Annotated in this window: 23 protein-coding genes; 5 read left to right on the top strand and 18 right to left on the bottom strand. The window is 67.7% G+C overall.

The genetic code is table 11. The annotated features are described in order from the left end of the window. The first annotated feature begins 64 nt into the window (after positions 1-64). The gene (locus U1H82_RS12130) at positions 65-1000 is read left to right on the top strand and encodes a glutaminase (RefSeq protein ID WP_322965204.1); all 936 of its coding nucleotides are present in this window, start codon (positions 65-67) and stop codon (positions 998-1000) included. Here U1H82_RS12130 and U1H82_RS12125 read toward each other — a convergent pair. The 3 genes from U1H82_RS12125 to U1H82_RS12115 are packed head-to-tail and all read right to left on the bottom strand — an operon-like array spanning position 906 to position 3155. Then, complete coding sequence (locus tag U1H82_RS12125) at positions 906-1280, bottom strand: DUF3325 family protein (RefSeq protein ID WP_322965203.1); 375 nt, start codon at positions 1278-1280, stop codon at positions 906-908. The two genes, U1H82_RS12130 and U1H82_RS12125, sit on opposite strands and share 95 nt — an antisense overlap. Then, a complete protein-coding gene (locus tag U1H82_RS12120; RefSeq protein WP_322965202.1) occupies positions 1273-2832 on the bottom strand; it encodes a PepSY-associated TM helix domain-containing protein in 1560 nt (519 codons plus the stop codon). The genes U1H82_RS12125 and U1H82_RS12120 overlap by 8 nt, the downstream gene beginning before the upstream one ends. Beyond that, a complete protein-coding gene (locus U1H82_RS12115) occupies positions 2829-3155 on the bottom strand; it encodes a hypothetical protein (RefSeq protein WP_322965201.1) in 327 nt (108 codons plus the stop codon). The genes U1H82_RS12120 and U1H82_RS12115 overlap by 4 nt, the downstream gene beginning before the upstream one ends. Positions 3156-3234: 79 nt before the next feature. Between U1H82_RS12115 and U1H82_RS12110 the strand changes: the two genes are divergently transcribed. The 4 genes from U1H82_RS12110 (at position 3235) to U1H82_RS12095 (ending at position 10221) form a co-directional block, all read left to right on the top strand. After that, the gene (locus tag U1H82_RS12110; RefSeq protein ID WP_322965200.1) at positions 3235-5502 is read left to right on the top strand and encodes a TonB-dependent siderophore receptor; all 2268 of its coding nucleotides are present in this window, start codon (positions 3235-3237) and stop codon (positions 5500-5502) included. A gap of 86 nt (positions 5503-5588) precedes the next feature. Next, positions 5589-6401: a ferredoxin--NADP reductase gene (locus U1H82_RS12105; RefSeq protein ID WP_322965199.1), complete on the top strand. Its 813-nt coding sequence runs from the start codon at positions 5589-5591 to the stop codon at positions 6399-6401. Positions 6402-6668: 267 nt separating this feature from the next. Further along, on the top strand, positions 6669-9503 hold the full coding sequence (locus U1H82_RS12100) for a TonB-dependent receptor (RefSeq protein WP_322965198.1): 2835 nt from the start codon (positions 6669-6671) through the stop codon (positions 9501-9503). A gap of 217 nt (positions 9504-9720) precedes the next feature. Further along, entirely contained in the window at positions 9721-10221 is a 501-nt protein-coding gene (locus U1H82_RS12095) for a hypothetical protein (protein WP_322965197.1), read from the top strand. Positions 10222-10237: 16 nt separating this feature from the next. Here the strand turns inward: U1H82_RS12095 and U1H82_RS12090 are convergent, their stop codons facing one another. The 15 genes from U1H82_RS12090 to U1H82_RS12020 form a co-directional block, all read right to left on the bottom strand. Beyond that, positions 10238-10519 carry a hypothetical protein gene (locus U1H82_RS12090; RefSeq protein WP_322965196.1) on the bottom strand — a complete coding sequence of 94 codons (282 nt, stop codon included), beginning with the start codon at positions 10517-10519 and terminating at the stop codon, positions 10238-10240. Next, positions 10516-11529 (bottom strand): chemotaxis protein CheB, encoded by a 1014-nt coding sequence (locus U1H82_RS12085; protein WP_322965195.1) that lies wholly within the window; start codon positions 11527-11529, stop codon positions 10516-10518. The genes U1H82_RS12090 and U1H82_RS12085 overlap by 4 nt, the downstream gene beginning before the upstream one ends. A 50-nt stretch (positions 11530-11579) precedes the next feature. Further along, positions 11580-12023 carry a chemotaxis protein CheW gene (locus tag U1H82_RS12080; protein WP_175312004.1) on the bottom strand — a complete coding sequence of 148 codons (444 nt, stop codon included), beginning with the start codon at positions 12021-12023 and terminating at the stop codon, positions 11580-11582. 23 nt (positions 12024-12046) lie between these two features. Further along, positions 12047-12424 (bottom strand): response regulator, encoded by a 378-nt coding sequence (locus U1H82_RS12075; protein ID WP_322965393.1) that lies wholly within the window; start codon positions 12422-12424, stop codon positions 12047-12049. A gap of 32 nt (positions 12425-12456) precedes the next feature. Then, a complete protein-coding gene (locus tag U1H82_RS12070) occupies positions 12457-13023 on the bottom strand; it encodes a chemotaxis protein CheD (protein WP_058746544.1) in 567 nt (188 codons plus the stop codon). A 41-nt stretch (positions 13024-13064) separates the two neighbouring features. Next, a complete protein-coding gene (locus U1H82_RS12065) occupies positions 13065-14081 on the bottom strand; it encodes a protein-glutamate methylesterase/protein-glutamine glutaminase (RefSeq protein ID WP_322965194.1) in 1017 nt (338 codons plus the stop codon). Further along, positions 14081-14950, bottom strand: coding sequence for a CheR family methyltransferase (locus tag U1H82_RS12060; RefSeq protein WP_322965193.1), 870 nt, complete (start codon positions 14948-14950; stop codon positions 14081-14083). Before U1H82_RS12060 ends, U1H82_RS12065 begins: the two co-directional genes overlap by 1 nt. Continuing rightward, complete coding sequence (locus U1H82_RS12055; protein WP_322965192.1) at positions 14947-17172, bottom strand: chemotaxis protein CheA; 2226 nt, start codon at positions 17170-17172, stop codon at positions 14947-14949. Before U1H82_RS12055 ends, U1H82_RS12060 begins: the two co-directional genes overlap by 4 nt. A gap of 13 nt (positions 17173-17185) precedes the next feature. After that, entirely contained in the window at positions 17186-17455 is a 270-nt protein-coding gene (locus U1H82_RS12050) for an STAS domain-containing protein (RefSeq protein WP_322965191.1), read from the bottom strand. A 135-nt stretch (positions 17456-17590) separates the two neighbouring features. Next, entirely contained in the window at positions 17591-19048 is a 1458-nt protein-coding gene (locus U1H82_RS12045; RefSeq protein WP_322965189.1) for a methyl-accepting chemotaxis protein, read from the bottom strand. Between the two features lie 163 nt (positions 19049-19211). Then, the gene (gene gloA, locus U1H82_RS12040; protein WP_322965187.1) at positions 19212-19724 is read right to left on the bottom strand and encodes a lactoylglutathione lyase; all 513 of its coding nucleotides are present in this window, start codon (positions 19722-19724) and stop codon (positions 19212-19214) included. Positions 19725-19797: 73 nt separating this feature from the next. Further along, on the bottom strand, positions 19798-20223 hold the full coding sequence (locus U1H82_RS12035) for an organic hydroperoxide resistance protein (RefSeq protein WP_322965186.1): 426 nt from the start codon (positions 20221-20223) through the stop codon (positions 19798-19800). Between the two features lie 84 nt (positions 20224-20307). Then, positions 20308-21696 (bottom strand): efflux transporter outer membrane subunit, encoded by a 1389-nt coding sequence (locus tag U1H82_RS12030; protein WP_322965185.1) that lies wholly within the window; start codon positions 21694-21696, stop codon positions 20308-20310. Then, positions 21693-22865, bottom strand: a complete 1173-nt coding sequence (locus U1H82_RS12025) for an HlyD family secretion protein (protein ID WP_322965184.1) — start codon at positions 22863-22865, stop codon at positions 21693-21695. The genes U1H82_RS12030 and U1H82_RS12025 overlap by 4 nt, the downstream gene beginning before the upstream one ends. After that, on the bottom strand, positions 22862-24511 hold the full coding sequence (locus tag U1H82_RS12020) for an MFS transporter (RefSeq protein WP_322965183.1): 1650 nt from the start codon (positions 24509-24511) through the stop codon (positions 22862-22864). The genes U1H82_RS12025 and U1H82_RS12020 overlap by 4 nt, the downstream gene beginning before the upstream one ends. Positions 24512-24769 lie beyond the last annotated feature (258 nt).

Below are 24769 nucleotides of genomic sequence, written 5' to 3'. Positions count from 1 at the left end.
AGCGTCGGTTTGTGACGGGTTCGCGGCGGCTCGACAAAGACGGTCGCGCGGGGCACCACAGGGCATGGACCTGTCCGCGATCGTCGCCGATATCGCCGCCGAGATGGCCGAGGCCCCCGACTGGGGCACACCGGCCGATTATATCCCCGCGCTGGCGGATATCGACCCGCACCGCTTCGGCATCGCCATCGTCGAAGCGGACGGGCAATGCCATCTGGCGGGTGATGCCGAGGAGAGCTTCTCGATCCAGAGCATTTCCAAGGTCTTCGCGCTGACCCTGGCGCTGGGCGCGGTCGGTGACCAGCTATGGCGGCGGGTGGGACGCGAGCCGTCGGGGACGGCGTTCAACTCGATCGTGCAGTTGGAAACCGAAAGCGGCATCCCGCGCAACCCGTTCATCAACGCAGGCGCGATCGTCGTCGCCGACGTGCTGCTCGGTGGTTACGAACCGCGCGAGGCGATCGGCGAGATGCTGCGCTTCGTCCGTGCGCTGGCGGGCGAGGAGGATATCGTCATCGACGCCGCCGTCGCGCAAGCCGAGATGGATACGGGGCACCGCAACCAGGCGCTGGCGCATTACATGCGCGCCTTCGGCAATCTGCATCACCCGGTCGAGCGGGTGCTGGGCGTCTATTTCCACTTCTGCGCGCTGGCGATGAGCTGTCGACAGCTGGCGCTGGCGGGGCGTTACCTGATGGCGCGGGGCGTCAATCCGGGGACGGGGCGCTCGGTCGTGTCACCGCAGCGCGCGCGGCGGATCAACGCGCTGATGATGAGCTGCGGCCATTATGACGGGTCGGGCGAGTTCGCCTTTCGCGTCGGCCTGCCCGGCAAGTCGGGTGTGGGCGGCGGCATCTTGGCGATCGTGCCCGGCCGGGCCTCGATCGCCGTCTGGTCGCCCGGCCTCAACGCGCGCGGGAATTCGCAGCTTGGTACGCTGGCGCTCGAACGGCTGGTGCAGCGGACGGGCTGGTCCGTGTTCGACCCGCAAGCCGGTTGACCGCGCGTAAAGGAGCAAAGGCGGCACTGCCCCGCACCGACAGGATCAGGTTCAGCGCGATCCCAGCGATCGAGGCCGCACCGAACAGCCGCACGATCCGCTCGCCGGTGACCGCCGTGCCACATGCCGTCAGGGCGAGCAGCAGCACCGCGCCGCCGAGCAGTTTCAGGCCACCGCGCAACCGCGCGTCATGGTGCGTCCCCGCCTCCTTGGCATGGCGGTGGGACCCGGCGGCGAGCAGCCAGAAGCCGACAAAGCACAGGGCGATCGTATCAAGCATGGGCAGGCTCCATGGACCGGCGTAACCGGCTGGGGGGCAGAGGGGCGGGGCGGGCGCTGATCCGGGCGGCGACGGCAAAGCCGATGCCGATGGCCAGGCAGGACAGGTCGAAGGCGACGAACAGCCGGTCGCCGTCGAGCAGCGAGGGGACTAGCCAGCGCGAGGTGGTCAGCGCGTTGACCACCGGGATCGCCGCCCAGAAGGCGGCGGCGATGCCGAACAACAGCGTCCAGGCACGCCGGGCGGACAGACCCAGTTGCGCCAGCGCGAGCAGACCCCAGGTCCAGAACATCGCCGACACTTCCATATCGGCGCGGCCTGCCATCTCGGCCGGGATCAGCCGGTTGGCGAGCAGATAGGCCGCCATGCCCGCCGGAAAGGCGGCGATGACCGCGATGTTCAGCCGTTCGGCCAGCCTCAGTCCGAAGAACGGCGCTGCGCCGGGCTTGCGCCGCTTGGCGGTCCACAGCAGCAGGCCGGTGCCGACCATCGCCGCGCCGGTCAGCCCCATGACAAAATAGGCCCAGCGCAGCGCGGGTCCGGCGAAGGTGGCGAGGTGCAGGCCCAGCATCACCCCCGCCGTCTCGATCGACGAGGCGGGAGCGCCGCTGCGGCCCAGGAAGCGGCCGGTCGCGCCGTCATAGGTGGCGATGGGGGTGCGCGAACTGATCGCGCCGCGCTTGGCTTGGGCGATGGTGACGCGGGCGGCGGCATCGCCGGGATTCTGGATGATGACGCGGGTGGCCGGACCGCCCAGCCGCTGCTCGGCATTGCGGACCAGCGGGGCGATCGCGACCAGCGGTTGGCGCACGCCGCTGGCGGGCACATCGGCGGGCGTGCCATAGGCAACCTGCATGAACCTGGCCGGGCTGGCATAGTTCATCAGCACCGGCCAGGGCATGTACATGGTGATGAGCGTGATGAGCCCGGTATAGGTGATCATCGCGTGATAGGGCAGACCGAGCACCGCCGAGACGTTATGCGCGTCCAGCCAGCTGCGCTGCCCCTTGTTCCAGCGCAGCGTGAAGAAGTCGGCGAAGATGCGCTTGTGCGTGATGACGCCCGAAATGATCGCGCCCAGCATCGCCATCGCGCACAGCCCGGCCAGCCAGCGTCCCCAGGGATGCGGCAGCTGAAGCTGGAAATGGAAGCGATAGAATTCCTCGCCGCCCCGCGTCTCGCGCGCGGTCAGGGGGGCGCCGCTGACCGGATCGAGGTCCAGTTCGTCCTTGCGATGCCTGGGGTCGGGCTTGGCAGGCACGCGGAAGACGCGGGTCGCGACCGTGCGCGCGTCGGGCAGATAGATATACCATTGCAGGTCGTCGGGCCCGACCCGCGACAGATACCGGACCGCCGCGCTCGCCGCCTGGGCCGGGGCAGTGGCCTGGGCATGGATTTCGGGCTGCATCCACCGGGTGATCTCGGGCCGGAAATAGGCCGAGGTGCCGGTGAGGAACATGGTGAACAAGATCCACCCGGCGATCAGGCCCAGCCAGCCATGCGCCCAGGCCATGGTCTGCCGCCAGCCGCGCTGCACCCCCGCACCGCTCATGCGCGCACGCCCAGCAGCTTGAGCAGCACCGCCATGCCGATCGCACCGCCCCAGATCACCGCGCTGACCCGGCCCAGCCGGACCTCGTGCAGCGACCAGAGGCCGATTGCGGCATAAAGCAGGAAGGACAGGATCATCGGCCAGCCCGTCGCCTCGACCCGCGCGGTCGCATCGGGGGCGGGCAGCAGCCGCGCGCCCAGCATCGCGGCCGCGACGGTAAAGCCATAACCGCCCAGAATCGCGGTAACCCAGCGCCACGCCATGGCGATGCCGCTGCGCCACCGGCGTCCGGCTGGTTCGTCAATGGCTTGGCCCGATGCCACCCGCGCTTTCCCCTTGTCATCTCGATGTCACCGCTTTAGCAGCATTTGAGAGTCACTATCAATAGCAGGGAGTAAATTTATGCGCGCACTTCGCGGAGCGCTGCTGGCAGCGTGCGCCACCGGGGGAATGCTGGGCGGCGCGCTTCCTGCCCATGCGCTGACCCTGTCGGACGAGGACCAGCAAAGGCTGCGCAACGAGGATATCGTGGTCGAGGGGCAGCGCGACAAGAAAAGCGCATCCTCGGGCACCAAGACCGACGTGCCGCTGATCGCGACGGCGCAAAGCATCACCGTCATCGATCAGGAGGAGCTGACCCGGCGCAATGCCCTGTCGATCAACCAGGCGCTCGGCTATGTCGCGGGCGTCGCGCCCAACCAGCGCGGTAATGTCGCCACCCGCTATGACCAGCTCTATCTGCGCGGTTTTGCGCCGGGTGTGTTCATGGACGGGATGCGGCTGCTCGGCGGCGTCTATGCCAGTCCGCAGGTCGATTTCCATCTGGTCGAGTCGGTCGATGTGGTGAAGGGTCCGGCGGGCGTCACCTATGGCTCGGGCACACCCGGTGGCCTCATCAACCTGACCAGCAAGCTGCCCTATGCCGGATCGGGCGGGCGGATCGAGCTGGCGGCGGGCAATTACGCGCTGCTGCGCTCCAGCATCGACGTGAACCAGCCGCTCGACGCCGATAATCGCTGGCTGTTCCGCATGATCGCAGGCGCCGAGGAGTCGGACGGCTTCATCAAATATACCGCCAATCGCCGCTATTATGCGCGTCCCATGCTGACCTTCGCCCCCGACAAGGCGACCAGCCTGACCCTGATCCTGAATTATCAGCGCGATCCCGAATCGGGGTCGTATAGCGGTGTGCCGGTCTATGGCTCGGCGCTGCCCAATCCGTTCGGGGGGCTGCCGGTCGATTTCAACACGTCCGAGCCGTCCTACGAAGCCTTTGACCGGACGCAGAAATCGGCGACGATCCTGTTCCGCCACGACCTGAACGACCGGCTCAGCTGGACCACCAACGCGCGTTATCTGGCGATCGGGCTGCATTATCGGCAGATTTACGGCTCGGGTTTCGTCACGCGCGGCACGGGCGCGAACGCCAATAGCGACTTCTCGACGCTTCAGCGCGGCGGTGGCGGGTCGGACGAGGCGTTCCAGACCTTCACCGTGGATAATCATCTGGTCGGCAAGCTCGATACCGGCCCGGTCAAGCACACCCTGTTGGGTGGCGTCGACTGGCAGCATAATCGTGGCGAGAATTATCAGGCGTTCTTCACCGGGCAGAATGCCAATCCGGTGTTCAACATTCCGAACCTCAGCCTGTTCGCGCCGGTCTACGGCGTGCCGCTGCCGAGTTTCCCGATCACCCAGACGCACAATTACACCAAGCGCGATCAGGTCGGTGTGTATCTGCAGGACCAGATCGCGATCGGCGGCCTGCAACTGATCGCCAGCGGGCGCTGGGACACGTATAATCAGACGACGCAGAATCTGAACGCGAACACCGTTACCCGGTTGAATCAGACGGCGTTCACCACCCGGCTGGGCGCGCTGTACGAGACGAAGATCGGCCTCTCGCCCTTCGTCAGCTATTCGGAGAGTTTCGAGCCGCAGGCGGGCAGCAGCTGGGACGGCAGCAACTTCATCCCCGTGACGGGCCGCCAATATGAGGCGGGGCTGAAATATCAGCCGCGCGGCACGACCGCTTTGTTCACCCTGTCCGCCTTCGACCTGCGTCGCCGCAACGTGCCGGTCGCCGATCCGCGCGCGGGCACCGGCAATATTCCCAGCAATGCACAGATACAGATCGGTGAGGTGGCGATTCGCGGGATCGAGCTGGACGGGCGCGGTACGGTCGCGCCCGGCTTCGACGTGGTGGTCGCCGCCACCTATAACGACCCGCGCGTGACCCAAGGGTCACCCGTGGTCGGCACCGGCGACCAGTTGAGCGGCGTCACCGGCACCCGGCCGCTGGGCGTGCCGCAATGGAGCGCGTCGAGCTTCCTGTCCTATGATCTGGGCAAGGCGGGTGTGGCGAGCGCACTCGGCGGCCTGAGCGTCGGCGCAGGGATACGCTATGTCGGCGAATCGGACGGCACCGCGACCACCGTGGCGGCCGGAAAGACCGTCGTCCGCCGCTTCCAATCACCTGATTACTGGCTGGCGGACCTGATGCTGGGCTATGATCTCGGCCGGATCAGCCCGGTGATGGAGGGGCTGCGCTTCACCGCCAATGTCGCCAATCTGTTCGACAAGCGCCACATCACCAGCTGTTTCTTCAACAATGGCTGCTATTACGGGGCATCGCGGACCTTTGTAGGCAGCCTGCGCTATTCTTGGTAAGGGCGCATCCGATTCATTCGCATTTGACGTGTCCGTCCCGCCCGCCGACCGATCGGCGGGGCCGGGGCGCAAAGGAGTTTTGAGGTTTGTCGACCGATACTGCCCTGCCCGAACTGACCCCGACCACCGCGCTGAGCGTCGAGACGGTTCAGAGCGTCCATCACTGGAACGAGCATCTGTTTTCGTTCTCGGTGTCGCGCCCCGACAGCTTCCGTTTCCGCTCGGGCGAGTTCGTGATGATCGGGCTGCAGGGCGACAACGGCAAGCCGCTGTTGCGCGCCTATTCGGTGGCCAGCCCGTCCTATGACGAGAAGCTCGATTTCCTGTCGATCAAGGTGCAGGACGGCCCGCTGACCAGCAAGCTGCAAAAGGTGCAGCCGGGCGACCAGATCTATCTGGGCCGCAAACCCACCGGCACGCTGGTCGCCGACGCGCTGCTGCCCGGCAAGCGGCTGTTCATGCTGTCGACCGGCACCGGCCTGGCCCCCTTCCTGTCGGTTGCGCGCGATCCGGACATTTACGACATGTTCGACGAGGTGGTGATCGTCCACTCGGTCCGCCGGGTCAGCGATCTGGCCTTCCACGACGAGCTGGCGGGCAAGCTGGCCGACGATCCGCTGGTTGGCGAGGTCGCGGCGGAGAAGTTCCACTATGTCCCGACCGTCACGCGCGAGCCGTTCCACACCTCGGGGCGCATCGACGCACTGATCGACGATGGCCGGTTGTTCGCCGGGCTGCCCAGCGCGCATGGCTTCAACCCGGAAACCGACCGGATCATGATGTGCGGCAGCATGGAGATGATCAAGTCGCTGGGCGCGAAGTTCGAAGAGATGGGCTTCCCCGAAGGCTCGAACGCGCAGCCGGGCGCCTATGTGATCGAAAAGGCGTTCGCGGGCTGATCCCTTCCTCCCCTGCAAGGGGAGGTGGCAGGCCAAAGGCCTGACGGAGGGGTGTAACCCGTTGTGATGGATCGGTTCCTCGCAACCGGTGACACCCCTCCACCAGCTTCGCTGGTCCCCCTCCCCTTACAGGGGAGGAATGTATGGATGTCCCATCCGGCTTATCCTTCTTCCGCGCCCCCGCGACATTTGTCGGCACGCACGGCACATTTGTGCGACATTTGCGTCCTAACGCCCGAAAGCTCGGATAAGGGGAAAGGGACGGACATGCGGCTTTGGGCGGGTTTGATGCTGGCGAGCGCGATGCCCGCGATCGCACAGGCGCAGGTGACGGCCGAGCCCGCGCCGCAGACCCCGACGCAACAACCTCCGGCGACAGCTTCCGCCCCGGCGACCGCCACCCCCGCGACGCCGCAGGGGCAGACGACCAGCCCGCCCCGCACCCAGGCCCAGCCCGAGGCGGACGAGGAAGGCGAAGAGGCCGAACCCGACGTCGTCGTCACCGCGCGCCGCGAACCCGGCAAGGTGATCGGCGACATCCCGCCCGACCAGCAGCTCAGCCCCGCCGATATCCGCTCTTACGGGGTGTCGAGCGTCTCCGACCTGCTGACCGAACTCGCGCCGCAGACGACCAGCGGACGTGGCGGGTCGCCAGTAATCCTGCTCAACGGTCGCCGCATCGCGGGCTTCCAGGAGATCCGCGACCTGCCGACCGAGGCGATCCTGCGCGTCGACATCTTCCCCGAAGAAGTCGCGCTGAAATATGGCTATCGCGCCGATCAGAAGGTCGTGAACTTCGTCCTGCGCCCGCGCTTCCGCTCGCTGGCGGCCGAGGCGATCGGCAAGGTGCCGACGCAAGGGGGGAGCGCGACCGGGCAGGGCAGGCTCGACTGGTTGCAAATCCGGCGCGACAAGCGGCTGAGCATTCACACCGATTATTCCGAAACCTCGCGCCTGACCGAGGCGGAGCGCGGCATCATCGCGCCCGCCTCCAACGCCTCGCTGGGCGGTAATATCGTCACCGCCGATCCCGGCCTGGCCGCACTGACCGGGACCAGCCCCAGCGTCGTCGGCGTGCCCGCCGGGCTTTCGGCCGCGCCCAGCCTGGCGCAACTGGCGGGCAGTCCGGCGACCAGCACCGACGTCACCCCCTATCGCACGCTGCAATCGGCGCAGCGGCAATGGGACGCCAACGTCGTCTATTCGCGCAACATCTTCGACAAGGTGTCCGCCTCGTTCAATGCCGAGGTGCAGACGACGCAGAGCAACAGCTGGAACGGCCTGCCCTCGGCCAATCTGGTGCTGCCCGCGGGCAATCCCTATTCGCCCTTCACGACGAGTGCGACGATCAGCCGGTTGATCGACGCCTATGGCCCGCTGGTCCAGAACAATACCGGGTTGACGGCGCATTTCGGCACGGTGTTCAACGGCGATCTCGGCAAGTGGCGCTGGTCGGTGACCGGCTCCTATGACCGCGCCGAAAGCCGGATCGCGACCGATACCGGGCTGGACACCGCAGGGTTTCAGGCGCGGCTGAACGCGGGCGATCCGACCGCCAATCCCTATGGACCGCTTGATGGGCTGAGCTTGGCGGCGCGCAATTTCGCGCGCTCCACCTCGTCCTCGGGTGAGGTCGATGCGCTGCTCAACGGCCGGGTCTTCGCGCTGCCCGCAGGCGATGTACAGGCCAGCGTCAAGGTCGGCGGCCAGACCAGTGATTTCTCCAGCAGCTCGACGCGGTTCGGCATCCCCCAGTCGGGGGACGTGTCGCGCGACATCGTCAACGGCCAGGCCAATATCGACCTGCCGATCGCCAATCGCGACCGCCAGGTGCTGGGGGCGATCGGCGACCTGTCGCTGAACCTGAATGTCGGCGCGGATCACCTGTCGGACTTCGGCACGCTGACCACGGTCGGCTACGGGGCGAACTGGTCGCCGCTGGAGGGGGTGCGGGTCATCGCCTCCTGGACCGATCAGGAGGATGCGCCGACCGCGCAGCAGCTGGGCAACCCGACGATCACCACGCCCAATGTCCGCCTGTTCGACTATGTGCGGGGTACGACCGCGACGATCACCGCGATCACCGGCGGCAATCCGAACCTGGTCTCCGACAACCGCCACGTCATGAAGCTGGGCCTGACGCTGAAGCCCTGGCGCGACCGCGACATCAACCTGACCGCCAATTATTATCGGATCAACACCGACGATCCGATCGCGTCCTTCCCGACGCCGACCGCCGCGATCGAGGCGGCCTTCCCCGACCGCTTCACCCGTGACGGGGCGGGCAATCTGCTGCGTGTTGATTCACGTCCGATCAATTTCGCCGGGACCGAGCGGTCGCAGCTTCGCTGGGGCATCAATTTCTCCAAGCCGATCAAGTCGAAGATCCAGAAGGAACTGGCGGCGTTCCGCGCCGGGACCGGGCCCAATCCCTTTGCCGGGCTGAACTTCCCCGGTCGCCGTGGTGGCGACGGGGAGGGGCCGCGTCGCGAAGGGCAGGGCGGCCCCGGTGGGCCGGGTGCGGGTCCGGGCGGGCCTGGGGGACCAGGCGGACCGGGCGGGCCCGGCGGCGGCTTCCGGGGCGGCGGCTTTGGCGGCGGTCGCGGCGGTGGTGGCGGGCGCGTACAGTTCGCGCTCTACCATACCTGGACCTTTGCCGACCGGGTGACGGTGGCCGATGGCGGCCCGGTGCTCGACCTGCTGCGCGGTGATGCGATCGGATCGAGCGGCGGCACCTCGCGCCATCAGGTGGAGGCGCAGGCGGGCTATTCCAACAACGGCGTCGGCGTGCGCCTGTCGGGCAATTGGCAAAGCGCGACGCGGGTCAATGGCGGTACGCCCGCCAATCCGCAGGCGCTCAACTTCGGCAGCCTGGCAACGGTCGATCTGCGGCTGTTCGCCGATCTGGGCCAGCGGCTCGATCTGTTGAAGGCGCATCCCTGGCTGCGCGGCACGCGGGTCAGCCTGTCCTTCGACAATCTGTTCAACCAGCGTCAGCGCGTCACGGACGCAAACGGCACCGTGCCGATCGGCTATCAGCCCGGCTATCTCGATCCGCTGGGCCGGACCGTTCGGCTGTCGATCCGCAAGCTGTTCTTCTGATCCACGGGGCGGCCCGATTCGGCGCCGCCCCACAACTACATCCGATCCGGGATCGATTCGGGATCAGCGCCATAAGATTTTGGTTAACCTACCCTAATTTTGCTGCCATCTCGTAATTTCAGGAATTGCGGCGCTGCGGCGGAACCGGGATAGCAGCCGGTAAACCGCATGAGTCCGCTTCGATCGCGGGGGATGCATGGATTGGGGCGGAGAGGTCATGGGTGACCGCTATGACAGGCGGGGTGAGGACGGGCCGGACGGGATCGACGATCGTCTTCGTCGCATCCGCGACGAGCTGGCGGTCGTGGAATCCATGGTTCGCCATGACAATGACGTGCGGATCGGGGCTGCCGATATCGGCGCCGTGCTGCGCGCCGCGCGCGAGGGGATCGGGGGCTTTTTCAGCGCGGACCTGTTCGCCGATCCGGCCTTCGACATGTTGCTGTTCGTCTTCCTGGAGGAAGAGGCGGGGCGCAGCGTGGAAACCAGCGCCTGCTACCGCGCATCGGGCGTACCGCGCACCACGGCGGTCCGCTGGATCAACATGCTGGTGTCGATGGGCATGTTCCACAGCGCGCCGCATCCGACCGATCGTCGGCTGGCGCTGCTGAGCCTGAGCGACGAGACGCGCGCCTCGGTCCGGCAATGGCTGGAAGGGCTGCGTCCGCTGGTCGAGCGGATGACGGCGCGGACCGGGAGCGTTCCGAAACCCGCCTGACGGGTTCCGGCCGGTCTCAGGCCGCCTTCGCCATCCGCATGCGCAGCCGGTCGGCCAGCGTCTCCAGCGTCACCCCGTCGATCCGCGCCGCAACCGGCGCGTCGGACCGCAATATGTCGGCGATCGCCAGTTGCGCCTGGGTGATCCGGTCGACGTCCTGGATGCTGACCATATGGCGGCGCAGCGTGTCGGGATCGCTGCCCAGCTCATAGGCCAGGTCGGCGAGCGAGCGGGTCAGGTCGACCAGCTCGTCCGCCAATGCCCGGGCGAGGACCGGGTCCATGCCCGCGATCGTCATTTGCTGCACAGCTTCACGATATTGGCGAAGATCGCGTCGCCCGCCACCGGCTGCGACACCGCGCCCTTGTTCAGGGTGAAGTCGGTGCCGTTGCGACCGATGGCATAGGCGCCGCCCGCCAGCATCGCGCGCAGGCCCGCCGAACCGTCCTCGTCGTCCAGCGCCAGCAGCACGCCCAGGCCGTTGCTGCCCGCCGCCTTGGCGACCGAGGCGAAGAGCAGCGAGATGGACGGCCGCTCGCCCGACACCGGCTCGCGCGCCAGCAGGCGCAGCGTGCCTTCGGGCCAGGTATCGACGACCATGTGCGTCTCGCCCTGCGGCGCGAAATAGATGGTGCCCTGTTCCACCTTCATGCCGTCGGTCGCCTCGACGACCTTGGGCGCGATCTGCTCGCGCAGCTGCTCGATCATCGGGGTCAGCAGGCCCGGCGACATCTGCTGCACGACTAAGGTCGGCGGGCAGTTGGCGGGGAAGCTCTGGAACAGGTCGAACAGCGCCTGGGTGTTGGCGGCATCCGCACCGATCGCCAGCAGACGGCCGTTCCAGGTAATGTCGGGGGTGGGCTGCTTGCGCGCCGATGCCGCCTTGCCCGCCATGGCGCGCTTCAGATCGGCGTTGCGCGCCGACTTGATCCGCTTGCCCAGCTTGCCGATGATCGCATCCAGCTCGGACTGGACCGCGACCTTGGGCTTGGGGAAACAGTCGATCGCACCAAGGCGCAGCGCCTCGACCGATTCGGCGGCGCCCGCGGCGGTCCGGGTCGAGAACATGATGACCGGCATCGGCCGCTCCGCCATGATCTCGGCCAGATATTCCAGGCCGCTCATGCCGGGCATTTCGACGTCCAGCGTCATCACCTCGGGGCGATACTGGTCGACCATCTTGCGGGCCTCGGCCGCACCGTCGGCGGCGCCCACCACCTGGACGCCCTTGATGCGTTCGAGCGCGCCCGAGATGAGGACCCGCATCGTCAGCGAGTCGTCCACGACCAGAACCTTAACGTCCGCCATTACTCAATACCTTCCAACGGAAACGCCGTTACGTCTTGAAAAAGCTGGGATTACGCGGCTTCGGCCGTCAATGTCACGCTATCGGTCAGGCGATCAAGCGCCAGGATCAGGATCAGCCGCTGTTCGATGGTGGCCAGCCCTTCCAGATAATGCGCCGCCGTTGCGTCGCCCATGTCGGGCAGCGGCTGCATCGCCTCGGGCGGCACGGTCACGATGTCGTTGACCGCATCGACGATCAGGCCCTGAAGCTGCTCGCCGATTCGGACCACGATAATGACGTGGCGCGCGCTGGGATCGGTCACGCCCCAGCCGAGCCGATGGCGCAGGTCGAGCACCGGCAGGACCACGCCGCGCAGGTTCACGACGCCGCGCACATGGGCGGGCACGTTGGGCAGCGGGGTCGCGGGCGACCAGGCGCGGATTTCGCGGATGGCCATGATGTCGACGCCCAGGATCTGGTCGCCGAGCTGGAAGGTGATGAGCTGACGCGACATGGTCGGTTCCTCTCCGGAGGGGATCAGTGCAGCACGCGGCGGATGGCCGCGGCGAGCTTTTCGGGGTTGAACGGCTTGACGATCCAACCGGTCGCGCCCGCTTCACGCGCGCGCGCCTTCTTCTCGTCGGAGCTTTCGGTGGTCAGCACCAGGATGGGCAGGTTGCGGCGATCGGGCTGGCGGCGCAGCGCCTCGATCAGGCCGAAGCCGTCCATGCGCGGCATGTTGATGTCGGTGATGACCAGGTCCGGCGTGGTATCGGCGGTGACACCGTCCAGCGTATCGAGCGCATGGACGCCGTCTTCGGCTTCCAAGACGCGATATCCCATATCGGTGAGCGCGGCGCGCAGAAGCATTCTCATGCTGGGCGAATCGTCCACGGTCATGATGAGTTGGGACACGAACTGGCCTTTCAGGTAAGGATCGAGGGACATTAGAAAAACTCCACGTCGCCGGTGGCGGCGGGTGGCGGTGGCGGAGCCGGGCGGGCGACGCGCGGCAGGGGGACCGCCGTGTCGGTCACGTGCCGACACCGGGCCAGGCCCAGCGCCGGGCGAAACTCGACGCGGCGGGCGCTGACCCCGCCGACATCCTCGCCGACCAGCGCGATCCGCTCGTCCGCCAGGAAGCGGCGGGCGAATTGCGCATTGGCGGTGCCGATGTCGCGAAACCCGTCGCGCATCATCGCACCACCGAACAACCTGGCTTTCAGGCTGTGCCGCTGTGCGCCGAGCGCCATCATCGCGTTGATCAGAACTTCCATCGCATACACACCATAGCGCTGCATGGATTTAGGATCGGTTTCCGCGACGCCCGGTTCGGCGAGCAAAAAGTGATTCAATCCGCCGATTCCGGCGATCGGATCGTACAGGCACGCCGAAATGCAGCTGCCCAGCACGGTGGTCAGGACAACGTCCTTGTCTTGGCTGACTCGCGTCTCGCCCTGGATGACGTTGATTCGGCGAAGCCCGTCGCCCCGCGCCAGCCGGGTGAAGGGCATTGGCGGCGGCGGTGGGGGGAGGGAGCTGGCCATGGCGGGGATCACGCCCGGCACCGGTCGATCAGCGCGGGCGCGATTCGCGTCAGCGTCAATTGCTTGGTCACCGCTCCGATCTCCTGCGCGACGCCGGGCATGCCGTACACGACGCAACTGTCGCGATCCTGGCCGATGGTGAAGCATCCCTTGCCCCGCATGGCGAGCAGGCCGTCGGCCCCGTCGCGGCCCATGCCGGTCAGGATCGCGCCCACCGCCTTGGTCCCCGCCGTCTTGGCGACGCTGTGGAACATGCGGTCGACCGAGGGGCGGTGGCCGCTCATCGGATCGTCGGGGATCAGCCGCGCGCGATACTGGCCCTCGACGCCGCCGACTTCCATGTGATGGGTGCCGCCGGGCGCCAGATAGACATGGCCGGGCAGCAGCGGCTGGCCGTGACGCGCCTCGGCCACGGTCGGCTTGGACAGCCGGTCGAGCCGGGCGGCGAAGCTGGTCGTGAAGGTCGCGGGCATATGCTGGACGATGACGGTCGGCGGGCAGTTCGCCGGAAAGCCGCTCAGTACCTGGATCAGCGCCTCGACGCCGCCGGTCGACGCGCCGATCGCGATCAGCGATCCGGGGATCGGCTTGAAATCGGCCATCGGCACGGGCGCGGCCGGGGCCATGTCGCGCACGCGGATGCGGCGGCTGCTGGCGGCGGCCTTGACGCTTTCGGCGATGCGCGGGTCGACGCAGTTGGTCGCGGGCTTGGCGCAGCATTCGACCGCGCCCAGTTCCAGCGCGCGGATCGTCGTGTCCGCGCCCGCCTGGGTCAGGGTCGACAGCATCACCACCGGCATGGGGCGCAGCCGCATGACGCGCTCCAGGAAGTCGAGCCCGTTCATGTCGGGCATTTCGACGTCCAGGGTGATGACATCGGGGTCGAGCGCCTTGATCATCTCACGCGCCTGGTGCGGGCCGTTGGCGGCGCCGACCACTTCGATCTCGGGGTCGCGACTCAGCATACCCGCGATCAGCGCGCGCATGGTGGGGGAGTCGTCGACAATCAGCGTACGTACGGCCATCAGGATACTTTCTGGAAAGCGGTGCGACCGATGCAGTGAAAGCGCGCCGATACTTCCGGCGGGATGCGTTCGGCATGACCAATATAAAGGATGCCGCCGTCGACCAGCTGGTCGGCAAAGCGGGCGAGCAATTGGGCCTTGGTCGGTTCGTCGAAATAAATCATGACGTTGCGGCAGAAGATGACGTCAAATGGCCGCCGCATCGGCCAGTTGCGCAGGAGGTTGAGTTCGCGAAACGCAATCGGATTGCGCAGCGCGGGAAGCAGTTCGTCCATATCGCCGACCCGGCGACACCAGGTCGAACGCATCGCGGCGGGCATGGCGCGGGTGGTGTCGAGCGGATAGCGGCCCGCACGCGCGGTCGCGATCACGCTGGGCGACAGGTCGGTCGCGAGAATCTTGAAGTCCTGGTTCGCCAACTTCTCGGCGGCGCGGACTTCCTGGCCCGCGATGGTCATCATCAGCGAATAGGGTTCCTCGCCGCTGGAACAGGCGGCCGACCAGATCCGCACCCGCCCGCCGCTCGCCAGACGCTGCGAAAAGCCGGGCCAGAGCTGGTCGTGGAAATGTTCGAAATGATGGTTTTCGCGGAAGAAGGAGGTGTGGTTGGTGGTCAGCGAATCGACGGCACGGGCGCGTTCCGCCGGATCATTCTCGATCAATGCGAGATAATCGGGGAAGTTGCGCAGCCCGCAGGCTCGCAGCCGCCGTGCCAGCCGCCCATAGATCAGCTTCGCCTTGGTCTCGGGCAACAGGATGCCCGATTCGGCGTAGATGATGTCGGCGATCGCGCGGTGGTCGGACGCCGAGAAGGCGAACTCCATCTCGCGTTCGGTCTCGCGCGACGAAAGGGCGGCAAAGGCGTTCACGCCGCCATATCCTCGATGAAGGCGCTGGTCCCGCGCCCGTCACGGCGCCAGCGGCCGATCAGCGCATCGACGTCGAGGATGAGGGCCACCCGGCCATCGCCCAGGATGGTCGCCCCGGCCAGCCCGTGGATGGCGCGGTAATTGGCCTCCAGGCTCTTCACGACGACCTGACGCTGGTCCTGGATCGAGTCGACCATCAGCACCGCCTGGCCCTGGTCGCTTTCGACCACGATCAGCACCGCATTTTCGGGCTTGGCGATCGCGCCGGTCACGCCCAGCTGCTCGCCGACGCGGTGGACGGGGACATAGGTGCCGCGCACGTCGAGCAGCGGCGACTGGCCACCCACGACATGCACCTCGTCGATACCGGGGCGCAGGCTCTCGACGATATGGGTCAGCGGGATGACGAAGGTCTGGTCGCCGACCGTGACGATCATGCCGTCGAGCACGGCGAGCGTCAGCGGCAGGCTGAGCGAGAAGCTCGACCCCTTGCCCAGTTCGGACTGGATGCCGATGCGGCCGCCCAGCGCCTGGATGTTCTTGCGCACCACATCCATGCCGACGCCGCGGCCCGAGATGTTGGAGACGACGGCGGCGGTCGAAAAGCCGGGGGCGAAGATCAGATTGTCGATCTCTTCCTCGGACAGCTGCGCATCGGGGGCGATGATGCCGCGCTCGATCGCCTTGGCCTTGACGCGCGCCCGGTCGATGCCGCGCCCGTCATCGGCGACGGTGATGACGATCCGGCCCGACTGGTGCGCGGCCGATAGGGTGACGACACCCTCGCCGTCCTTGCCCGCCGCCTTGCGATCGGCGGGGGTCTCCAGGCCATGGTCGACCGCGTTGCGGATCAGGTGGGTCAGTGGCTCGCCGATGCGCTCGACCACGGTCTTGTCGACCTCGGTCATCTCGCCCTCGACCTCCAGGCGGACACGCTTGCCGGTTTCGACCTCGAGTTCGCGGATGATACGCGGCACGCGGCTGAAGACGGTCTTCATCGGCTGCGCGCGGATCGCCATGGTCGAATCCTGAAGCTCGCGCGTCAGGTGGTCGAGGTCGGACAGCTCGGGGATCGAGCCCATTTCATTTTCCGACAGGCGCTGCGCCAGCATCGCCTGGGTGATGACCAGCTCGCCGACCAGATTGACCAGCCGATCCAGCTTATCGAGATCGACGCGGATCGTCTGGGCGGCGGCGGCGGCGACACGTGGGCTGTTCGCCGCTTCGACCACCGACACGACCGGAGCGGGTGCAGCGGCGGGCGTCGGTGCGGCCACGGGGGCGGGCGCGGCGGCCATGACGGGCGCCGGGGCCGGTGCGGCGACGGCGACCGGGGCGGGGGCCGCCTCGACCGGGGCGACCGGCAGCGGGATGACCTCGGCCACCGGCTCGGCGGCGGGTTCGATCTCGGCCTCGACCACCACGGCGTCGGCGCGGGTGACGGTCAGGCGGCATTGCGGATCGGCAAAGTCGAAGACCGCGCGGATATCGTCCTCGTCCAGCGTGCCGGGCAGCGCCATGGTCACGCCGATATAGGCGCGTTCGGCGTCCAGCCCGTCGAGCTGCGGCAGTTCGGACAGATCGGCCGACAGCGTGCGGCCACCCATGCGGACCAGTTCGCGCAGCGCGAGCATCGGCTCGGCGCCATGGTCGAAGGCGCGCGGGCCGGGATGCACGGTGACGATCCACTCGGCCGGACCGGCGGGCTCGGCCGCGGGGGCCGGGTCTTCGAGCATCGCGAACAGCGCGTCGAAATCGTCGAGCGCGGCGGCCGCGGCTTCGGACGTCGGTGCGGCGGCGGCGGGTTCGGGTTCCGGTTCGGCCTGGCCCGCGCCGCTGCCGATTTCGCCCTTGGCGGCGGCGTCCAGCCGGTCGAGCATCGCCTGGTCGGCGGGCAATCCGCCCTCGCCCCGCGCGGCGGCGACATGGTCGGCCAGCGTGTCGAAGGCGGCGACGATCAGGTCGATCAACGGCTCGCTCAGCGGCAGCGTGCCGTTGCGAATCAGGTCGAGGACGGTTTCGTAATGGTGCGAGAAATGCTGGAGCCGTTCATGCCCGAACGCGCCCGCGCCGCCCTTGATCGAATGGACCGAGCGGAAGACGGTGTTGATCGTCTCGTCGTCATGGCGATCACGCTTCAGGTCGGCAAAGGCGGTCTCGAGCGCGCCGAGTCCTTCCTCGCATTCCTGGAAGAAAATCTGCTGAATCTCGTCGAGGTTCATCGGGTCAGGCCTTTCAGGCAGCGGCGACGAGGCTGTCGAGCCCCGCCAGCGCGATCATCGAAGCCAGCGGCTCGGATGGGCTGTTCAATTCGAAGTCGGTCGGGATCGACGCGGCCATCGCCTGCGCGCTGGCCAGCACCTGGAGACAGGCCTGTCCCGCCTGGGCCACCTGCGACCCGTCGAGCGTGATCGGGTCACCCGACGCGATCAGGTCGAGCAGCGCCTGACGCAGCGGGACGGCGGCAGCGGTGTCGAGCAGGGGAGGAAGGGACAGAGCGGTCACAGCGAGACTCCAGTCGCAGGGTTCTGTACGCAGCATGCCGCACAGGTCGTTAAGAAAGCGTGGGTTAACCGAATTTTACGCTTGCCCGCCGGTGCCCTTGGCGGGCGCCGAGGTTGGGGCCGGGGTGCGGACCGATCAGAATTCGGTCCAGTCGTCCTCATTGACCGCCAGCGCGGCATTACCGACCGACTGGGGCGCGGCATGAACCGGCGCGGCCGGGCGCGTGGTCTGGGCGATCCGGCGTCCTGCGGCGGCGGCGCGCTGCTGCAACTGATGGACCGGTTGGGCCGACGGAGCCGGGGCCATGCCGTGGCCCGGTTGATGGTCGATGCGGAAGCGGGCGATCTCGCGCGCCAGGCCATCGGCTTCGACCGCCAGCGAACGGGCGGCGGCGGTCGCCTGTTCGACCATCGCGGCATTCTGCTGGGTCACGCCGTCCATTGCGGATACGGCGGTATTGACCTCCTGAAGCCCGACGGCCTGCTTCTCGGCCGAGCTGGCGATGTCGCCGACCAGCGTGCTGATCTCGGCGATCTGACCGATGATCCGCTCCAGCGCACGGCCGGTTTCGCTGACCAGGCTGACGCCCGATTCGACCTGGTCGGAGCTGGCGAGGATTCGCGACTTCACGTCCTTGGCGGCGTCGGCCGAACGCTGGGCGAGGGCGCGCACTTCGGAGGCGACGACCGCAAAGCCCTTGCCCGCGTCCCCGGCGCGCGCCGCCTCGACGCCCGCGTTGAGGGCGAGCAGATTGGTCTGGAACGCGATGCCGTCGATCACGCTGATGATCTCGGAGATTTCGCTCGACGCGCGTTCGATCCCGGCCATCGCCTCGACCGCACGGCGGACGACTTCGCCCGACTGCTGCGCCTCGATCCGGGCATCGGCGACGGCGCGATTGGCGCGGTTCGCGCCCTCGGCGGTCTGGCGGACGGTCGAGGTGATCTCGTCCATCGCGGCGGCGGTTTCCTCCAGGCTGGCGGCCTGCTGCTCGGTGCGTTGCGACAGGTCGTCGGAGGCCTGGCGGATATCGCTGGCGCCCGCATTGATGCCATGCGTCGCGACCGTGACGGCGCCCATCGCGCGCCCCATCGATTCCATCGCGCGGTTGAAGTCGGTGCGCAGCTTTTCATATTCGGGCGGGAAGGGGGTGTGGATCGTCTCGGTCAGATTGCCCTCGGCCAATTCGCCCAGGCCCTTGCCCAGCGAATCGACGACGATCTGCTGTGCCTGCCCCGCCTTCTTCACATCGGCGGCGTTGCGGCGGAAGACGTGCATCGCCTTGGCCATGCGGCCGATACAGTCGTGATAATCAGCATAGAGAAGCTCGCGATCGACGTCCCCGGCGGCCAGATGCTCCATGGCGACGACGCTGCCGACATAAGGGTCGCAGATCAGCTTGCGCGCCACGCGCATCGCGACCAGCGACAGCACCAGTGCCGCCCCCGCCAGGATGACGGGCAGCGACAGCGACAGGCCGCCCTGGGCCATGATCGTCGACGCCAGGCCGACCGCCGCTATGCCCCCATATAGCGCGGTCAACACGTCGAACTTCAGACGAATCGGTGCCGTCTTGGCAAACCAGGACAACATAAAAGCATTCCCTCCAGAATCGGGATTGCGAGCGTTATCGCTCGCAGGGTGCGTCGGAGGGGGCGGGCAGAGACCAATTCCTCCGGCGTGTGTGACCATAATGGGCAGGAACGGTAAAAATCCTGTTTCGATTCGGTCACGAAACCGGAGGGATCGTGCGATTTTATCCTTTTTCCATGAGACTTTGTGTCATTCCGCCCGCCGACAATATCTCGATCCAATAGCCATCGGGATCGGTGATGAAGGCGATGTCCTTCATCTTGCCGTCCTGCGGGCGCTTCTTGAAGGGGACGCCCAGCGTTTCGAAACGCGTGCAAGCCTCGGCGACATCGGCCACGCTGATGCCGATATGGCCAAAGCCGCGCGGCTCGCTATTGCCGTCATGATAGCCTTTGAAATCGGGGTCCGCTTCGGTGCCCCAATTATGGGTCAGTTCCAACGTCGTTTCCCGGTTGAAGATGAACCGGGCGCGCTCGGCCGGGTCCTTGGGGATCGTCTCACCCTCGCCGAGATAGGCGAGGAAGTAGAGCGAGAAGCGCATCTCTTCGAAATCCAGCTGCTGGAGCAGCGTCATGCCCAGCACGTCCTGATAGAAGGCGAGCGAAGGCTTGGGGTCGCGGATGCGCAGCATCGTCTGATTGAGCGTGAAGCTCTCGGTTCCGGCGGGACGGGTCATCATCGGGTCCTTTGAAACGGCAAGGCCCTCCGCCTTGTGGGGGCGAAGGGCCTCGGGTCGGGAATGGCGGGGTTCAGGCGAGCGTCAGGCCGACATCCACATTGCCCCGGGTCGCGTTGGAATAGGGGCAGACCTGATGCGCGGCGTGCATCAGCCGTTCGCCATCGGCCCGCTCGACGCCGGGCAGGTTCACCAGCAGATCGACGGTGATGCCATAGCCGCCTTCCTCACGCGGGCCGAAGCCGACCTCGGCGGTGACGGTCGCGTCCTGCGGCACCTTCACGCCTTCCTTGCCCGACACCGCCTTCATCGCGCCCAGGAAACAGGCCGAGTAACCGGCGGCGAACAGCTTTTCCGGGTTGGCGCCATCGCCGCCGGGCCCGCCCATTTCCTTCGGTACGACCAGCTTGACGTCGACCGAGCCATCGTCCGACCGCGCCGCACCGTCGCGCCCGCCGGTCGCCGTCGCCTTGGTCTTGTAGATCACGTTCACGCCCATGTTGCTCTCCTGTAGGTCATTGGGTCCAGAATCGATTCGATGGCGTCAGCGCGTCAAGGTCCTGTGCGTTCCATCGCGACCCGATTACCGCGCCGTCGCCTGAATGGCATCCGCCGACCAGCCGCCGCCCATCGCCTGATACAGGGTGATATAGGCGGTGAGCTGATTGGCCTGCGCCTCGGCCAGGGCGAGTTCGGCGGAGAGCAGGCCGCGCTGCGCATCGAGCTGTTCGAGATAGGAGGAATAGCCCGCGCGGTAGCGGTTGGACGCGATGCGCAGTGCCTCGGCCTGCGCCGCGCGCTGCCCGGCCAGCGCCACCGCCTGCTCGCCCGAGCGGCGGACCGAGGCGAGGCTGTCGTCCACTTCGCGAAAGGCGGTCAGCGCGGTGCGGCGATAGGCGAAGGCCGCCTGGTCGCGCCGGGCCGCACTGGCATCGGCCTGGGCGCGCAACCGTCCCGCGTCGAAAATCGGGGCGAGCACGCTGCCGCCGATCGAGAAGATGGTGATCGGATTGTTGAGCGCGTTGGACAGCACCACGCCCGCCGTGCCGGTCAGCCCCAGGCTGGGTAGCATCGCCGCCCGCGCGCTGTCGAGCGAACGGTCGGCGGCGACCAGCGCCTGTTCGGCCTGGAACAGGTCGGGGCGGCGGCGGAGCAGGTCGGCGGGCAGGCCGTCGGGGATGGCGGGGCGGACCAGCCTGTCGATCGGAAGCCCGCGCGGAATCGGGCCGGGCGCGCCGCCGATCAGGACGCTAAGCGCGTTCTCCTGCCGGGTCACCGCCAGCTTGGCGGCGGCGACCAGCTGTTCGGTTGCGCGATACTCGCCTTCCGCCTGGCGCAGTTCCAGATGGGAGGTATAGCCCGTCTCGGCCCGCCGCCGCGCGATGCGCAGCGCATCGGAGCGGGCGGCCAGCGTTTCCTCGGCGATGTGCAGCCGATGGTCGAGCGCGCGCAACGTGACATAGCCGCTCGCCACCCCGGCGGCGAGCGCGAGGCGGACGGTATCGCGGGCCGCCTCGGTCGCCAGCAACTGCGCACGGGCGGCGGCGCGGGTGTTGCGCAGGCGGCCGAACAGGTCGAAGTCGTAACTCGCCTGAACCAGCGGCTGCGCACCGAACTGGTCGAGCCCGGTGCCGAAGGCGGTGACGCTGCGCCCCTCGGTCAGCGGCAGGCCCGCCGTGACATTGGGGGACAGCTGCGCGCGGGCCAGGCGTTCCTGCGCGCGCGCCTCCTCGATCCGCGCCGCCGCGCTGCCCAGATCGGGGCTGTCGGCCAGCGCGCGGGTGACGAGCGCGGTCAGTTGCGGATCGCCGAACGCCTGCCACCAATCACCCGCGATCGGACTGCCCGGCCCCAGCGTGGTGCGCCAGGCGGGCGGCGGCACGACGGCGCTGGCGATGGGCGCAGCAGGGCGCGGGCCGATGCACCCCGCCAGGAGCAGGGCGGCGGCGAGGGGGAGGGCGGCGTGTCTCATCGCACGCTCGGCCCGCCCGTCGTGTCGACGCTCGCCTGCACCGACATGCCGGGGCGCAGGCGGGCGGCCAGGGGCTGGCCCGGATCGACGCGGATGCGCACCGCGATACGCTGCGGCACCTTGGTAAAGTTGCCGGTGGCATTGTCGGACTTCAGCACCGCGAACTCGGACCCGGCGGCGGGCGAGATCCGCTCGACATGGCCCTTCAGCCGGGCATTGCTCAGGCCGTCGACGGTGAAGCTGGCGGGCTGTCCCACCGCCATGCGCGCGGTCTGCGCTTCCTTGAAATTGGCGATGACCCAGGTTTCGGGCGGCACCAGGAACATCAGCTGCGAGCCCGCCGTCACATATTGGCCCAGCCGCACGCCGACTTCGGACAGGCGGCCATCCTCCGGCGCGCGGACCACAGTGTTGGCCAGGTCGATCTGCGCCAGCCGCCGTGCCGCCTCCGCGCCCGACACGCCCGCCTGCTGCCCGCCGCGCCCGACGACGACGGTACGGACATCCTGTTGCGCGATGTCGCGTGCGGCCTTGGCCTGTCGCAGCTGCGCCTGCGCCTGGCGGAGCGCGGCAAGCGTCTGGTCGCGCTCGCGCAAGGATACCGAGCCGTCGGTAACGAGGTCGTTGACCCGCGCCATATCGGCCTGGGCGCGCATCAGCTGCGCCTCGGCATTGGCGACGGCGGCACCCTGCGCGGTCAGGCTGGCGGCGCGCGAAGCCTGGGCCTGGCGGCTGTTGGCGAGCGTGGCGGCCTGTGCGGCGACCTGCGCGCTCGCCTGGTCGACCCGCTGGCGATAGATGCGGTCGTCGATCCGGACCAGCGGCTGGCCTGCGCGCACTGTGTCGAAATCCTTGACCAGAACCGCGGTGACATAGCCGCTGACCTGCGGCGCGATCACCGTCGTCCGGCCGCGGACATAGGCATTGTCGGTCGACTGCACCTCGCTGGAAAAGGGCGGCAGCCGCCACGCCGCCAGCACCGCCGCGATCCCGCCGATCACCAGCAGTGCGATCAACGCGCGCGATCGCCACCCGCCCGAGGGCGGACGCCACCCCGAGGCGGGGGCGGGCGGCGGAACCGGTGCGGGTGCAGGTGGGGGCGCCCCCGCTTCGGCGGCGGCTTCCTCGGTCATCGGGGTGGGGGAGACGGGCGATCGGGTATCGGTCATGGCTGCACCTTGGCCGCATGAGCGCGGCGCGCACGCCGCCAGGTCAGCAGCGCGAGGAAAAGGGTGACGGCCGCCGCCAGCGCGGCGACCAGTCGGAAGACGTCGTTATAGGCGCGGATATTTGCCTCCCGCGTGGCGGCCCGCGACAACAGGGCGGCCCCCTCGGCACGGGCTAGTGTCGCGTCGCCGACCACGCCCGACACCCGCATGCCGGCCGCCGCGATACGTTGCGTCACCTGTGGGTCGGTGGGGTCGATATTCTGGACGATGGCGGCGCTGTGCGCCTTTTCGCGGATCACCTGATAGGTGCCGAGCAGCGCGGTGCCGCCCAGGCCGCCGACCGAATTGAGCATCCCGAACAGCGCGATGAAGCTGATGACATGCCCGGCCCCCTGTTGCAGCGCGCGGGTCATGCCGAACAGCAGCGACGGGCCGAGGAAGAAGGTGGTGGAGAAGGCGATGACCGCCTGGGTGGCATAGAGTTCCGGCGCGCGGGTCAGGTTGGTCGAGAAGCTGTCGGCATAGGCAGCGATCGCGACCAGCCCGATCGCGAACATCACCGGATGGGTCAGCCGGGTCACGTCCAGCGTGATCGCGCTCATCGCCACCCCCGCGATCGAGGCGATGAAGGCGATAGTGAACAGCGTGCCGAACTGGTCGTTATTCTGGCCGAGCGCGGTCAACAGGCCGACCGCGCCGAAATTCTGCTCCGAAAACACGATCCGCGCCATGATCGTGACGATCGCAAAGCGGACGATGTCCATCGACCCCAGCCAGCGCGTGTTGAGCAGCGGATTGGCGCGGTTATGCTCGATCCAAAGGGCAGCGGCGAGCAGCGGGATGGCGATGGCCAGCGCCCAGCCGATCCACGCCGCCTGCGTCCACCAGACCAGCCGCCCCTGGCCCAGCACCGCGCAGAACAGGCCGATCGCGGGCGCGTAGAGCGCAAAGGTCAGGAAATCGAGCGGTTCGAACGCCTTGACCCGCTGCGTCGGCGGCAGGCGCAGCGCGATGATCGCCGCCAGGCTGACCGCGGCCAGCCCGAACTCGAACAGATAGAGGGTGCGCCACTGCGACATCGCCAGCAATTCGGGTGAGAAGAGCCGTGCCAGCGGCGTCGCGCATTGCGGCACGCCGATGCCCAGCACGATCGCCTTCAGCCGCCATTTCGCCGGCAGCGCCTGCATCATGTAATACAGGCCCAGCGACGACAGCGCGGCGGCCGCCATGCCGCTCGCCCCGCGCACCGCGATGGCGGTGGCGAAGTCGCGGACGAACAGATGGGCGAAGGCCAGGATCGTATAGAGCCCGGCGAACAGCAGCGCGAAGGGCCGCAGCCCGAATTGCTGGCGAAACTTGATGAGCAACAGGTTGATTGACGCGTTGGTCATCACATAGACGATAGGCAGCCAGGCGATCTCGGTCGGGTCGAGCCCCAGTGCGCCCTGCAACTGCACCGTGTTCACCTGGACCAGCGCATTGCCCAGGCCGCCGGTCAGCCCGATCAGTACCGCGATCACGCCGTACGCGATGCGTCGCCGGTTGGGATGGTCGAAATTGCCGGGCGAGCCGGGAATGGTCGGCCGCTCATGCGGGGCGAAGGACCATTCCTCCTCGCTCCAGAATTGCCGAAATCGCGATGCCATCCCTGTCCTTTCGCGCCAGCGCCCCCAACGCGCAAGCGGCCAACTCGGGCTCGTCGGCGCCGATCGCCCCATGCGCAGGGGCGGGTGGCGGCGCTGACGATGATGAATGGGCGGGGCATCCTCCATTTCGGCAGACATGGCCGGGCACGCAACCGGCTTGTGCGTGGGAATCTTAAAAGAAAATACGTTATTATCGTCGCTTATCCTGCTTCTTCGGGCAGGATGACCTTCGCCGAGGACCGATTTGCCGCGCTCTCC

The organism is Sphingomonas fuzhouensis (assembly GCF_034659795.1).
GTDB classification, from domain to species: domain Bacteria; phylum Pseudomonadota; class Alphaproteobacteria; order Sphingomonadales; family Sphingomonadaceae; genus Sphingomonas; species Sphingomonas fuzhouensis.
The sequence above is the reverse complement of the archived record's forward strand: the minus strand, read 5'-3'. Positions and strand labels throughout refer to the sequence as shown.

What these genes read in the sequence shown, in the direction of transcription:
- U1H82_RS12070 (WP_058746544.1), bottom strand. Translation starts at nt 13,023, where the DNA reads ATGCCCTTCACCCGGCTGGCGCGGGGCGACGGGCTTCGCCGAATCAAC.
- U1H82_RS12065 (WP_322965194.1), bottom strand. Translation starts at nt 14,081, where the DNA reads ATGGCCGTACGTACGCTGATTGTCGACGACTCCCCCACCATGCGCGCG.
- gloA (WP_322965187.1), bottom strand. Translation starts at nt 19,724, where the DNA reads ATGACCCGTCCCGCCGGAACCGAGAGCTTCACGCTCAATCAGACGATG.
- U1H82_RS12025 (WP_322965184.1), bottom strand. Translation starts at nt 22,865, where the DNA reads ATGACCGATACCCGATCGCCCGTCTCCCCCACCCCGATGACCGAGGAA.
- U1H82_RS12080 (WP_175312004.1), bottom strand. Translation starts at nt 12,023, where the DNA reads ATGTCGCGTCAGCTCATCACCTTCCAGCTCGGCGACCAGATCCTGGGC.
- U1H82_RS12090 (WP_322965196.1), bottom strand. Translation starts at nt 10,519, where the DNA reads ATGACGATCGCGGGCATGGACCCGGTCCTCGCCCGGGCATTGGCGGAC.
- U1H82_RS12100 (WP_322965198.1), top strand. Translation starts at nt 6,669, where the DNA reads ATGCGGCTTTGGGCGGGTTTGATGCTGGCGAGCGCGATGCCCGCGATC.
- U1H82_RS12130 (WP_322965204.1), top strand. Translation starts at nt 65, where the DNA reads ATGGACCTGTCCGCGATCGTCGCCGATATCGCCGCCGAGATGGCCGAG.
- U1H82_RS12085 (WP_322965195.1), bottom strand. Translation starts at nt 11,529, where the DNA reads ATGGCGGACGTTAAGGTTCTGGTCGTGGACGACTCGCTGACGATGCGG.
- U1H82_RS12030 (WP_322965185.1), bottom strand. Translation starts at nt 21,696, where the DNA reads ATGAGACACGCCGCCCTCCCCCTCGCCGCCGCCCTGCTCCTGGCGGGG.
- U1H82_RS12120 (WP_322965202.1), bottom strand. Translation starts at nt 2,832, where the DNA reads ATGAGCGGTGCGGGGGTGCAGCGCGGCTGGCGGCAGACCATGGCCTGG.
- U1H82_RS12110 (WP_322965200.1), top strand. Translation starts at nt 3,235, where the DNA reads ATGCGCGCACTTCGCGGAGCGCTGCTGGCAGCGTGCGCCACCGGGGGA.
- U1H82_RS12035 (WP_322965186.1), bottom strand. Translation starts at nt 20,223, where the DNA reads ATGGGCGTGAACGTGATCTACAAGACCAAGGCGACGGCGACCGGCGGG.
- U1H82_RS12055 (WP_322965192.1), bottom strand. Translation starts at nt 17,172, where the DNA reads ATGAACCTCGACGAGATTCAGCAGATTTTCTTCCAGGAATGCGAGGAA.
- U1H82_RS12095 (WP_322965197.1), top strand. Translation starts at nt 9,721, where the DNA reads ATGGGTGACCGCTATGACAGGCGGGGTGAGGACGGGCCGGACGGGATC.
- U1H82_RS12045 (WP_322965189.1), bottom strand. Translation starts at nt 19,048, where the DNA reads ATGTTGTCCTGGTTTGCCAAGACGGCACCGATTCGTCTGAAGTTCGAC.
- U1H82_RS12125 (WP_322965203.1), bottom strand. Translation starts at nt 1,280, where the DNA reads ATGCTTGATACGATCGCCCTGTGCTTTGTCGGCTTCTGGCTGCTCGCC.
- U1H82_RS12020 (WP_322965183.1), bottom strand. Translation starts at nt 24,511, where the DNA reads ATGGCATCGCGATTTCGGCAATTCTGGAGCGAGGAGGAATGGTCCTTC.